Raw genomic sequence first — 12,059 nt, 5'->3', positions numbered from 1 at the left:
AATCGTATTTTCAGAGAGCTGGGGTTGCTGGAAGCCCAGTAATACAACTTATTCCGACATCATCCCTGAGTGTTGAGCTGAACGGTTTTTACTTTAGTAGGCTCAATCGGGTGCTCTTAACCGATCACCTGTTACCAAAGGAAGCGTATTTCTATTTAGTTATCGCTTCATAAGGCAGTATTTGTAAAAATACTGTAAAACCGGGTGGTACCGAGAAAATGAAAGGTCTTTTCTCCCCGATTATTCTGCTTAGATGTTCTTGGCTGCAGTTTATTCGGGGAGAATAGGGCCTTTTTTACTATGTAATGAAAACACAGTCACACGCTCAATTTTTCAAATATTCAATTATCCATAAGGAGGGATTACGACGTGAAAGTTGAAGCAAAACAGCTGGAATTCCAAACCAGTATCGCACCTAAAACAGGTGCAGACCTTCTCATTGACCTATTAAAAAGTGAAGGTGTTGACACATTATTTGGGTATCCGGGAGGTGCTGTCCTGCCGATTTACGACGCAATCTATCGGGCCCAGGGTACCATTAAACACATTCTATTCCGTCACGAGCAAGGAATGATCCATGCTGCCGAGGGATATGCCCGAATTACCGGCAAGCCTGGTGTAGTTATTGCTACTTCAGGACCGGGTGCTACAAACTTGGTTACTGGAATCACGGATGCGATGATGGATTCCTTACCGCTCGTGGTATTCACCGGACAGGTTGCACGCAGCGTTATTGGAACAGATGCCTTCCAGGAAGCTGATGTGATGGCGATTACGACGCCAATCACCAAACATAATTATCAGGTGCAATCCGTTTCTGACTTGCCAAGAATTGTGAAGGAAGCTTTTCATATTGCTTCTACCGGCCGGCCAGGCCCAGTATTAGTCGACATTCCAAAAGACATTTCGGCGGGAGTTCTAGTTGAGGAACCTGAAGAAGCATGTATCGATTTACCCGGGTACCAGCCAACAACAAAGCCAAATCCATTGCAGATTAAGAAACTGGCAGATTCAATTGCCAAAGCAAAAAAGCCCGTCATACTGGCAGGAGCAGGTGTACTCCATGGAAAAGCTTCAAGAGAATTAACTGCTTTTGCCGAAAAACACCGGCTTCCGGTCGTGACGACATTATTAGGACTTGGCGCCTTTCCGGCTGATAGCCCGCTCTCGTTAGGGATGGGAGGCATGCATGGTACTTATGCGGCAAACATGGCTTTATACGAAACTGATTTACTCATTAATTTTGGCGCCCGTTTCGATGACAGGTTAACAGGCAATCTTAAACACTTTGCGCCACATGCGAAGGTCGCCCACATCGATATCGACCCAGCTGAAATCGGAAAAAATGTGCCAACTCAAATACCAATTGTATCCGATGCAAAAGAGGCATTAGTTGAATTAATCGTTCAAACAGCTGAATCACCCGAAAACAAGGCATGGCTGGAAACGCTCGATCAATATAAACGGGAATATCCACTTTGGTATAAACACAATCCAGACGGAATGTGTCCGCAATGGGTAATCGAAGCCGTTCATAAAGTAACAAATGGAGAGGCGATTGTTTCCACAGACGTAGGCCAGCACCAAATGTGGGCAGCACAGTACTACACCTTTAGAGAGCCGCATCGCTGGATTACATCTGGTGGTCTTGGAACAATGGGCTTCGGCTTCCCGGCTGCGATTGGGGCACAAATTGCTTCACCGGAAAGTACTGTTGTCGCGATTGTCGGTGACGGCGGTTTCCAAATGACTCTGCAAGAACTTTCCGTCATTTATGAACGAAACCTGCCAGTCAAAATCATCATCGTCAATAATGGAGCTCTTGGTATGGTTCGGCAGTGGCAGGAATTATTACACGGCAACCGGATTTCCGAATCGATTTTCCATACTCAGCCTGATTTTGTAATGTTAGCTGAGAGCTATGGGATTCGGGGGATGAAAATTGACAACCAGGAGGATCTCATCACTTCCCTGCCTGAGTTGTTTGCCCATGATGGCCCAGTTCTTGTAGATTGCCGCGTGCTGCAGCAGGAAAAAGTTTTTCCAATGATGGCTCCTGGTAAAGGAATCCATGAAATGATTGGGGTGAAACCTTTATGAAACGCATTATAACCTTAACAGTTCAGGACCGAAGCGGTGTTCTCAATCGTGTCACCGGTCTCCTGCAGCGACGGCAATTTAACATTGAAAGTATCTCCGTAGGACCGACAGAAACAGAGGGAATTTCAAAAATGACCCTTGTTGTTGAGATTGAAGATGAGCAGCGCCTCGAACAGGTAACAAAACAACTAAACAAGCAAATTGATGTGTTAAAAGTTTCCGATATTACCGATAAAGCGATTGTCGTCAGAGAACTGGCACTCATCAAAGTGGCAAGCAGCTCACAGCTCCGCAGCGAAATCAATGGCATTATTGATCCATTCCGTGCTTCGATTATCGACGTCAGCAAAGAAAGCTTAGCAGTCCAAATCACTGGCCGGCCGGAAAAAATTGATGCCTTAATCGAACTCTTGCGCCCTTATGGAATCAAAGAAATTGCCAGAACAGGACTTACCGCCTTTTTACGCGGCTACCAGCCGCAGGTTAACGAACTAGCAACTTATTCACTATTAAAATAATCATATTCTTGAAAGGATGATCAATAATGGTAAAAGTACTTTATAACGGAGATATTCAAGAGGAAGTTTTACAAGGGAAAAAAATCGCCGTCATCGGTTATGGTTCCCAAGGTCATGCTCATGCTTTGAACTTAAAAGAAAGCGGCTTTGATGTCGTGGTTGGATTACGCGGCGGGAAATCATGGGATAAGGCAGTTGAAGATGGAGTTGACGTTCGTTCAGTAGCCGAGGCAACAGCTGCAGCCGATGTGGTAATGGTCCTCCTTCCTGACGAAATGCAGCCAAAGGTGTATGAAGAAAGCATTAAACCAAATCTGGAAGCTGGCAATGCCCTTGTTTTTGCCCATGGATTCAACATTCATTTTAGCCAAATCGTCCCTCCTGCCGATGTTGACGTATTCCTAGTAGCACCAAAAGGACCGGGACATTTGGTGCGCCGCACCTATACTGAAGGCGCTGGAGTACCTGCCCTATATGCCGTTTATCAAGATTACAGCGGCCAGGCACGCGATGTTGCCCTAGCCTATGCGAAAGGGATTGGTGCAGCCCGTGCCGGCGTATTGGAAACCACTTTCCAAGAAGAAACAGAAACAGATCTATTCGGGGAACAGGCTGTTCTTTGCGGCGGAACTACCGCCCTTATCAAAGCCGGATTTGAAACACTTGTTGAAGCTGGTTACCAGCCGGAAGTTGCATACTTTGAGTGTTTACATGAATTGAAGCTAATCGTTGACCTGTTATACGAAGGAGGCCTAGAAAACATGCGCTACTCCATCTCTGATACAGCACAATGGGGCGATTTCGTTTCCGGACCGCGTGTTGTCAACGAAGATACAAAAGCGCGGATGAAAGATATTTTAAAAGATATCCAAACTGGCGCATTCGCAAAAGGCTGGATTTTAGAAAACCAAGCAAACCGCCCACAATTTAATGCAATCAATCGCAGTGAAAACAATCATCAGATTGAGGTAGTCGGCCGCGAGCTTCGCGCGTTAATGCCATTTATTAAAAAACCAGTGAATGCAAAGAAAGAAGTGGTGGTCCATGGTTCACGTTAACATCTTTGATACAACTTTACGCGATGGTGAGCAGTCCCCTGGTGTTAATTTAAACCAGCTGGAAAAATTGGAAATTGCCAGACAGCTTGAGCGCTTTGGCGTAGACATTATGGAGGCCGGCTTTCCGGCTTCCTCCCAAGGGGATTTCGAAGCAGTAAGAGCGATTGCGCGGACGATCAAAAATGCTTCTGTCACAGGATTGGCACGTGCAACGAAATCGGACATTGACATTGCGTGGGATGCTTTAAAAGATGCAGCAGAACCAAGATTACATGTTTTCCTGGCCACCTCCCCTATTCATATGCAATATAAATTATTGAAAACACCTGAGGAAGTCTCACAAATAGCCGTCGATATGGTATCTTATGCAAGAAAAAGGTTCCCGCATGTTGAATGGTCAGCAGAGGATGCTTCCCGGTCGGATCTTGATTTTCTCGTGCAAATCATTACCAATGTCATCGATGCCGGAGCAACTGTCATCAATTTGCCGGATACAGTCGGTTATACAACGCCAGAAGAATATGGACGGATGTTCCGCTACGTGCGGGAAAACGTCCCAAATATTCATAAAGCTTCATTATCCTGCCATTGCCATGATGACTTAGGTATGGCCGTAGCAAATTCGCTGGCAGCAATCGAAAACGGCGTTACCCAAGTGGAGGGTACGATAAATGGAATTGGCGAACGGGCCGGTAACGCCTCATTAGAAGAAATTGCCGTCGCTTTAAATATTCGCAAAGATAAATATCCTTACACTACCAATCTAGTTTTAAAAGAAATCAAACGCACCAGTGACTTAGTAAGCCGCTTTACCGGGATGAAGGTTCCAGCTAATAAAGCCGTTGTCGGAAAAAATGCCTTTGCCCATGAATCCGGCATCCATCAGGACGGCGTGCTTAAAAATACCTTAACTTATGAAATTATTACCCCGGAATTAGTCGGCGTCAGTTCCAATGACCTTGTGCTTGGTAAGCATTCAGGCCGTCATGCCTTTAAGGATAAAATTGAGCAAATGGGCTTTGAATTGGCTCCTGAGAAACTAAATGAAGCGTTTCAGTCATTTAAGCTGTTAACAGACCGGAAAAAAGAAGTAACCGACGAAGACCTATTTACGATTTTAATCGATATTCAGACTGCCGCTGTCGATGTGAAGAAATACGAGCTTGTTGCTTTTCAGGTTCAGTATGGCTCAGCGAATCTCCCGACAGCCACTGTCGCCCTGACCACACCTGAGGGGCTGCGTGTGGAAACTGCTCGTACAGGCAGCGGAAGCGTTGAAGCACTATATAACACTTTAGAGGCACTTATTAAAGAAGAAATTCATTTGACTGATTTTAATCTAAGTTCAGTTGGGCGCGGCCGCGATGCCCTTGCAGAGGTTCATGTCAAAATGACCGTGAACGGAACTGACGTCAGCGGCCGCGGCTCCGCACAAGACGTATTGGAAGCATCAGCAAAAGCATTCCTAAACGCCGTAAACCGAGTATTCTTTAACCAAACAGCCATGGTGAAACAACCAGCAGCACTATAGGATTTTAACTTTTGTTAATTTTTGTAAAAAGGTGCCTGACACCTTTTGGGTGTTTTTACCAAATGGTGTCAGGCACCAAAATATTTTTTTAATAAATAAGGAGGTTGCTTCTAGTGAAAAAGCATATTGTCTTACTTCCCGGTGATGGGATCGGCAAGGAAGTTATTGAATCTGCCAAGGATGTATTAAACGCAATTGCTGAAGAATTTAATCACTCGTTTAGTTTCGAGACTCATGAAATCGGAGGAGCAGCCATTGACCTTTACGGCACTCCTCTGCCGGAATCAACTGTTGATGCCTGTAAGCATGCCGATGCTGTATTACTTGGGGCTGTCGGCGGGCCCAAGTGGGATCAAAATCCCTCTCACCTACGCCCAGAAAAAGGTCTGCTCGGAATCCGTAAAGCGCTGGATTTATATGCTAACTTAAGGCCCATCAAAGGATTCAAGAATCTGCTCCATGCTTCACCGTTAAAGGAAGAAGTCATTTCAGGAAGCGACCTCCTTATTGTACGTGAATTAACGGGCGGGCTTTATTTTGGAACTCCAAGTGAACGCCGGGATAATGGTCAGACGGTGGTTGATACGCTTGCTTACACCCGTTATGAGATTGAGAGAATTGTTGACAAAGCTTTTGAGGCTGCTCAAGGCCGCCGCGGCCGTCTTACTTCTGTGGATAAGGCGAATGTGCTGGAATCCAGCAAGCTATGGCGGGAAATTGTTGAAGAAAAAAAGGCTCAGTATCCAGATGTAGCGGTTGAACATGTTTTGGTCGATGCTGCTGCCATGAAGCTAATTACGAATCCAACTCATTTCGATGTCATTGTCACCGAGAATATGTTTGGCGATATCTTAAGCGATGAAGCGTCAGTGTTAACTGGTTCACTAGGCATGCTCCCTTCTGCCAGCTTAAATGAGTCGGGTGTCGGTCTTTACGAACCAGTCCACGGTTCAGCGCCTGACATCGCCGGCAAAGGTGTTGCCAATCCAGTAGCGATGATTCTCTCAGCTGCATTGATGCTAAGATATTCCTTTGGATTGAATGATGAGGCAAAAATGATAGAAGATGCCGCCCAAGGTGCGCTTGATGCCGGCTTTCATACCGCTGACCTCCGGGTTGAAAATGGCCTCCAGGTAGGCACTAGGGAAATGACGAAGCTGATTGTTGATTTTATTAAAACGCAAACAGCTTCTAAGTGTATCGCAAGTTGTTATTTTTAAGTGATTTATAGGGGTAAACCGTCTTTGGTTGGTTGACGGTTTATCCTTACAATTTATTGGTTGTGGTTAATCGACAGTTGGAACTCGGTTGCCGACAGTTGGAGTACGCTTTGCGACAGTTGGCGTGCGCTAACCGACAGTTGGAGCGGGATATGCGACAGTTGGCGTAAGTTTTACGACAGTTAATCAAGCTATCCGCCAATTACGCAATATATAAATTTATAAACGTGAGGAAGGAAGCTATGCAGACACCAAAAACGATTATTCAAAAAATTTGGGAACAGCATGTTGTCCATCAAGAAGAAGGCAAGCCGGATTTACTTTACATTGATTTGCATCTCGTTCACGAAGTTACCTCTCCTCAGGCATTTGAGGGCTTACGAATGAACGGGCGCAAAGTGCGCCGGCCGGAGCTTACCTTTGCGACGATGGATCACAATGTGCCAACCCGCCAACGTCTAGTCATCAATGATCCTATTTCGAAAAAACAAATCGATACCTTGCAACAAAATTGTCAAGAATTCGGTGTAACATTAGCTGATATTCATCACCCGGATAACGGGATTGTCCATGTAATCGGCCCCGAGCTTGGTCTGACACAGCCGGGAAAAACGATTGTCTGCGGTGATAGCCATACCTCAACACATGGGGCATTCGGAGCACTCGCTTTCGGAATCGGAACAAGTGAAGTCGAGCATGTCCTCGCTACGCAAACACTTTGGCAGGCACCGCCAAAAACGTTAAACGTCAAAGTTAATGGCATGCTTGGGACAGGCGTTACCGCAAAAGACTTAATCTTAGCGATTATTGGGAAATTTGGCGTGCAATTTGGAACCGGTTATGTGATGGAATACACAGGTGAAGCGATTCGCGCCCTATCAATGGAAGAGCGGATGACCGTTTGTAATATGTCAATTGAGGCCGGTGCCAGAGCAGGACTCATAACTCCAGATGAAACGACATTTGAATACTTAAGAGGAAGACGACATGTCCCGCAAGGTGAAGCGTTCGATGAAGCAGTAGCAAAGTGGCGCGCCCTTGCCACCGATGAAGGTGCAGCCTACGACGCAGTCGTTGAAATCGATGCAGCTGAAGTCGAGCCGCAGGTGACCTGGGGAACGAATCCAGGCATGTGTATCCCGATTACAGCAGCCGTTCCGAATCCGGCCGAAAAAGAAAAGCCGAACGAGAGGGATGAAATCAGCAGGGCGCTCTCCTATATGGGACTTGAAGCCGGACAACTGATTTCTTCTGTAAAAATTGATCATGTGTTCATCGGCTCGTGTACAAATTCACGTTTAAGTGACTTACGTAAAGCAGCCGCGGTCGTTCGTGGTCGGAAGGTTAGCCCTACTGTGAAAGCTATTGTCGTTCCTGGATCATATAGTGTCAAGCTCTCAGCCGAAAAAGAGGGTTTAGATCACATATTTAAAGAAGCTGGGTTTGAATGGCGCGAGGCCGGATGCAGTATGTGCCTGGCGATGAATGATGATATCGTCCCTGCTGGCGAGCGCTGTGCGTCAACTTCAAACCGTAACTTCGAGGGGCGTCAAGGAAACGGAGCACGCACCCATCTTGTCAGTCCGGAAATGGCTGCGGCAGCTGCGGTTGCTGGTCACTTTGTTGATGTTCGTCAGTTCACAGCACAGGAGGTTTGTTAATTAATGGAACCTTTACGTACTCACCAGGGCATTGTTTGTCCGTTAAACCGGACCAATGTCGACACTGACCAAATTATTCCGAAACAGTTCTTAAAGCGAATCGAACGCACCGGCTTTGGGCAATTCTTATTTTACCACTGGCGTTTTGACGACAATGGGAATCCGCGTCCCGATTTTCCTTTGAATGATTCAAAATATAAAAACGCATCCATTTTAGTAGCTGGCGAAAACTTTGGCTGCGGCTCCTCTCGTGAACATGCTCCCTGGGCTGTTCAGGATTTTGGGTTCAAAGTCATTATTGCCCCTAGCTATGCCGATATTTTTAAAAATAACTGCGTGAAAAATGGCATTCTTGCGATTCAAGTTAGCGAGGAACAAGTCCAAGCAATTATGAAAAAAGCCGAATCCGAGAAGTACACATTAACCGTGAACCTTGAGGAACAAATTGTTTTTGATCATGAGGGCTTTGAAATAAAATTCGAGATTGCACCATACCCGAAACAAATGCTCCTTAACGGCTGGGATGAAATTAGTGTTACCTTAAGTAACGAGGAAAAAATCAAGCAATATGAACTTTGCCATCATTAAGCAGATTGGGGCAAATAATCAAATCAAGCACAAAAAACACATGGCTTTTAAAGATTTCGCCATGTGTTTTTTGCTTAAAATTTACCCATTGTGAAAAAACAAAACTATCCCTATGCTCTTTTTCATTACCTGGGTGCTCATTAGAATTCGGGCAAATGATCAAGATTATTTTCCTTAATCCCATCCGGTTCGCTCCGGATGATGTCTCTCCCGTACTTATGGAAAACATCAATATTCGCAATCCTTCCTTGCTTTGCTTCCTCTAGTGCAGTTATATAATCCAGTTCCCGCCCTGTATTTGTCTTAAAAGCAATAAGATCGCCATCATTGTTTTTTCTAACCGCGACGAACGCTTCTTTTCCATCCCTATTAGGTTGATTCGCTTCCATTTGGGCCTGCTGCTCACTTTGCTGCTTGTATTGGTCGTATATTTTTTCAAAATCCTGTTCCATTAAATGTCCACCTCCGAACATTTGTTAGTATTTTTCTTTTTGAAAAAATTATCCGTGGACTGAACAAACTCAAAACAAAAACCCTCCAAACAGCAAAATGGAGGGGCTCTCGCTTTGTCAAAATTCTAAACTCAAATAAACGAATGGAAAAAAATGCGTCCATACCAGAAGGACATTTGTCCACGGACGGTGCCTGACACCGTTTCTTTGACACCATTTTTTTAAAAGTAACGGTTTACCACCCCTTGTAGATTCCAATCACATTTCCATCAAGGTCCAGGAATTGCGCATATGTACCGAAATCTTGGACAGCTGTTTCAGGTATGATGACTTTCCCGCCAAGTTGGGTTACTTTTTCTAAACAGGCTGAAATATCAGCCACTTTCATATAAATGGTCAGGTAGGTAGGTTCTTCACGTGTCCAATTATAGATGATACCGTTTAAGCCAGCATCTTCTTTAGCAATATTCATTACTGGTCCATCATCGGTAATCCGCCAATTGAAGACTTTCTCATAAAACTTTTGTGAACGGTTCCCTTCTCTGGCACCAATATCGAAGAAACCGAATTGATTTTCAGATATATTATCTGCTGAAATCTGACTGTTTTTATGTCCAGCACCACTATAAGCACCAACGATATTCCCACTTGGATCGACGAACTGGGCAATTGAGCCGCCTGTTGGAACCTTCATTTCCGGCAGGATGACGGTCCCGCCCATTTCCTCCACGGTTTTCAAACATTCTTGAATGTTATCCACCTTCACATAAATGCTGACATGTGTTGGGTGATCTTTATGCGGCCATTTTAGAATGTGACCGCTTATTCCCGCACCAGAAATTTGCAGTAGAGGCCCTGCATCAATAATTTTCCAATTAAAAAGGTTTTCATAGAAGCTTTTCGCTTGATTTCCGTCCCTTGCAGCAATGACAAACATTTCAATCGGTTGACTCATTATAACCACTCCAGTTCTATTTACTTACTCCTCAAAACACTCCGCTTTCAGTATAAGCAAAGGCAGCCACTTTATAAACCATTCATCTTAAAGTTCGACCCCATTTAACCTATTTCCTCCAAAGAAAGGGGGGGATTCGAGTTTCCACTCATACTGTCCACCCCACGCGGACATTTGTCCACGAGCGGTGCCTGACACCATATTTTTAACACCTATTTTTGACGCTTTTCTTCTTTTTCAGTGCCGATTCCATCGACGAGTTTTTCGGCGACGCGCCGGTATAGGTTACTCATATGGACGAGTGAGGATATCATGAGTACCTGCTCTAGGTACGAGGAACTCTCCTCTTGGTTTGTGGTGATTTCTTCCTTAACATCTTTTACTCTCGCATCGATATCCTTTTTAAAATCAACCACATTCTGGCTGGTCAGATTCAGGTAGCTAGTATAAAAAGATTCCAAGTCAATTTCCTCGTTGATTATCTTTTTATTGATTTCATCAAGCGTGACTTTAATATCATTGATGGACAATGCCCCTTTCAGCTGATAGATCAAACTGATCAAAATCAGATGCTCTTTTGAATACTTTTTATTTTTGATCGGAAAAATCAGCTTTCCCTTGGCATAATTATTAATCATCGTCTTGGTAAGAACCTTTTCCTCGTCATTCCGTTTTGATTCAGTAAATTTATTTTCAAATAGTTGAATGACTTGATCCATATATAAATCTACTTTTGGAATTTCATTCAGCTCTAAGCTTGTCTCGAAGCCGAGCCGTTCGATTATTTGCTTGATATCTTCCATTTTAAAAACTCCGTTCATTTACTTGTTAAATTTTATTATACACAACAAAACCGGTATTGACTAGATGTCGATACATTAGTATTATTATATGTAGTTATTAAAACTACATGGTGCGCCAAGGAGGCATATTTAATGAACAGTTATATTCGGGAACCTATTAATGGATTCACTCATTTAGCTGGAGCAATTCTTTCGTTTATTGGACTTCTAGCGATGGTCATCAAGGTATCGCTGACAACTCCATCTCCACTCGCCATCGCCGCTGTTATTATTTTCGGAGTAAGTATGATTCTGCTTTATTCTGCATCGGCAACATATCACATGGTGATAGCAAGGGACAAAGTCATTGCCTTTTTACGGCGGTTGGACCATTCGATGATTTTCATCCTGATTGCCGGCACATATACCCCTTTTTGCTTTATTAGTTTGAACGGGAAAACGGGTGCCATCCTATTTTCGATAATCTCAGCTGTGGCTATCAGCGGGGTAGTCTTCAAGATGGTATGGTTCAATTGCCCGCGCTGGATTTCAACAGCACTATATATCGCCATGGGCTGGATGATTGTGTTTGTTTTTTCGCCGTTATCGGGGAGTTTAAATCCGGTTGGTTTGTTCTTATTGGTGCTCGGGGGAATCTTCTATACCATCGGTGGCGTCATTTACGGAGCAAAGCCCAAGTTTTTGGAATCTAAATATCTAGGCTTCCACGAAATCTTCCATATTTTCATCCTGTTTGGCAGCTTAGCCCATTTCTTATCCGTATTTCTTTATGTAATTTAAATAATTACTGTATCAAAAAAAGCTTGGGATCCAAGCTTTTTTGATACAGTAATCCTATTTATTACAACTGAATTTTTGTATTTCTTCCGATCTGTGCAGATCAATGTTGATTAACTATTTTTCACTAATGATTCCATCCCACTGAGGATGCCCGTTTTAGTCCTCGTCTTTTATGTCGAGGTCTTCTGGGATAGGTTCGTTTAGGATTTCTTCGACTAGTTGTTTGTATTTTTCTATTTGTTTTAGGTGAGTGTTAAATTGATCTTTATAGATTAAATACTCAGTGCCATCAAAAAGGGCACGAATTTTCTTTTTTTGGATAAGATTTTTGACTGTTTCCTCCGGTAAGGATAAATATTCTGCTGTTTCTGCTATTGTAAGGTACATTGTTTC

Annotated in this window: 12 protein-coding genes; 8 read left to right on the top strand and 4 right to left on the bottom strand. The window is 43.9% G+C overall.

The window, feature by feature from the left end; genetic code table 11:
• Positions 1–369 precede the first annotated feature (369 nt).
• The 7 genes from ilvB (at position 370) to leuD (ending at position 8,676) form a co-directional block, all read left to right on the top strand.
• On the top strand, positions 370–2,100 hold the full coding sequence (ilvB, locus tag ACFVSW_RS21095; protein ID WP_387318583.1) for an acetolactate synthase large subunit: 1,731 nt from the start codon (positions 370–372) through the stop codon (positions 2,098–2,100).
• Entirely contained in the window at positions 2,097–2,618 is a 522-nt protein-coding gene (gene ilvN / locus ACFVSW_RS21090) for an acetolactate synthase small subunit (RefSeq protein WP_387318582.1), read from the top strand. Before ilvB ends, ilvN begins: the two co-directional genes overlap by 4 nt.
• 26 nt (positions 2,619–2,644) lie before the next feature.
• Positions 2,645–3,676 (top strand): ketol-acid reductoisomerase, encoded by a 1,032-nt coding sequence (gene ilvC / locus ACFVSW_RS21085; RefSeq protein WP_387318581.1) that lies wholly within the window; start codon positions 2,645–2,647, stop codon positions 3,674–3,676.
• The gene (locus ACFVSW_RS21080) at positions 3,663–5,207 is read left to right on the top strand and encodes a 2-isopropylmalate synthase (RefSeq protein WP_387318580.1); all 1,545 of its coding nucleotides are present in this window, start codon (positions 3,663–3,665) and stop codon (positions 5,205–5,207) included. Before ilvC ends, ACFVSW_RS21080 begins: the two co-directional genes overlap by 14 nt.
• Before the next feature lie 113 nt (positions 5,208–5,320).
• The gene (gene leuB / locus ACFVSW_RS21075) at positions 5,321–6,427 is read left to right on the top strand and encodes a 3-isopropylmalate dehydrogenase (protein WP_387318579.1); all 1,107 of its coding nucleotides are present in this window, start codon (positions 5,321–5,323) and stop codon (positions 6,425–6,427) included.
• Between the two features lie 242 nt (positions 6,428–6,669).
• Complete coding sequence (gene leuC / locus ACFVSW_RS21070; protein ID WP_387318578.1) at positions 6,670–8,088, top strand: 3-isopropylmalate dehydratase large subunit; 1,419 nt, start codon at positions 6,670–6,672, stop codon at positions 8,086–8,088.
• Between the two features lie 3 nt (positions 8,089–8,091).
• Positions 8,092–8,676, top strand: a complete 585-nt coding sequence (gene leuD, locus ACFVSW_RS21065) for a 3-isopropylmalate dehydratase small subunit (RefSeq protein WP_387318577.1) — start codon at positions 8,092–8,094, stop codon at positions 8,674–8,676.
• A 140-nt stretch (positions 8,677–8,816) separates the two neighbouring features.
• On the opposite strand, the gene ACFVSW_RS21060 is transcribed toward leuD, so the two are convergent.
• The 3 genes from ACFVSW_RS21060 to ACFVSW_RS21050 form a co-directional block, all read right to left on the bottom strand.
• On the bottom strand, positions 8,817–9,128 hold the full coding sequence (locus ACFVSW_RS21060) for a DUF3892 domain-containing protein (protein WP_387318576.1): 312 nt from the start codon (positions 9,126–9,128) through the stop codon (positions 8,817–8,819).
• A gap of 235 nt (positions 9,129–9,363) precedes the next feature.
• Positions 9,364–10,083 carry a VOC family protein gene (locus tag ACFVSW_RS21055; RefSeq protein ID WP_387318575.1) on the bottom strand — a complete coding sequence of 240 codons (720 nt, stop codon included), beginning with the start codon at positions 10,081–10,083 and terminating at the stop codon, positions 9,364–9,366.
• A gap of 212 nt (positions 10,084–10,295) precedes the next feature.
• Complete coding sequence (locus ACFVSW_RS21050) at positions 10,296–10,886, bottom strand: DUF1836 domain-containing protein (RefSeq protein ID WP_387318574.1); 591 nt, start codon at positions 10,884–10,886, stop codon at positions 10,296–10,298.
• A gap of 132 nt (positions 10,887–11,018) precedes the next feature.
• On the opposite strand from ACFVSW_RS21050, the gene trhA reads away from it, so the two are divergent.
• On the top strand, positions 11,019–11,666 hold the full coding sequence (gene trhA, locus ACFVSW_RS21045; protein ID WP_387318573.1) for a PAQR family membrane homeostasis protein TrhA: 648 nt from the start codon (positions 11,019–11,021) through the stop codon (positions 11,664–11,666).
• 156 nt (positions 11,667–11,822) lie between these two features.
• On the opposite strand, the gene ACFVSW_RS21040 is transcribed toward trhA, so the two are convergent.
• Positions 11,823–12,053 carry an excisionase family DNA-binding protein gene (locus tag ACFVSW_RS21040; RefSeq protein ID WP_387318572.1) on the bottom strand — a complete coding sequence of 77 codons (231 nt, stop codon included), beginning with the start codon at positions 12,051–12,053 and terminating at the stop codon, positions 11,823–11,825.
• Positions 12,054–12,059: the final 6 nt, after the last annotated feature.

The organism is Neobacillus sp. NPDC058068 (genome assembly GCF_042885335.1).
Taxonomy (GTDB): Bacteria; Bacillota; Bacilli; order Bacillales; family Cytobacillaceae; genus Neobacillus.
This window is presented reverse-complemented; position numbering and strand designations above follow the sequence as displayed.

Coding starts and splice junctions, on each gene's coding strand:
- ilvN (WP_387318582.1), top strand. CDS start 2,097: ATGAAACGCATTATAACCTTAACAGTTCAGGACCGAAGCGGTGTTCTC.
- ilvC (WP_387318581.1), top strand. CDS start 2,645: ATGGTAAAAGTACTTTATAACGGAGATATTCAAGAGGAAGTTTTACAA.
- ACFVSW_RS21080 (WP_387318580.1), top strand. CDS start 3,663: ATGGTTCACGTTAACATCTTTGATACAACTTTACGCGATGGTGAGCAG.
- leuC (WP_387318578.1), top strand. CDS start 6,670: ATGCAGACACCAAAAACGATTATTCAAAAAATTTGGGAACAGCATGTT.
- leuD (WP_387318577.1), top strand. CDS start 8,092: ATGGAACCTTTACGTACTCACCAGGGCATTGTTTGTCCGTTAAACCGG.
- ACFVSW_RS21060 (WP_387318576.1), bottom strand. CDS start 9,128: ATGGAACAGGATTTTGAAAAAATATACGACCAATACAAGCAGCAAAGT.
- ACFVSW_RS21055 (WP_387318575.1), bottom strand. CDS start 10,083: ATGAGTCAACCGATTGAAATGTTTGTCATTGCTGCAAGGGACGGAAAT.
- ACFVSW_RS21050 (WP_387318574.1), bottom strand. CDS start 10,886: ATGGAAGATATCAAGCAAATAATCGAACGGCTCGGCTTCGAGACAAGC.
- trhA (WP_387318573.1), top strand. CDS start 11,019: ATGAACAGTTATATTCGGGAACCTATTAATGGATTCACTCATTTAGCT.
- ACFVSW_RS21040 (WP_387318572.1), bottom strand. CDS start 12,053: ATGTACCTTACAATAGCAGAAACAGCAGAATATTTATCCTTACCGGAG.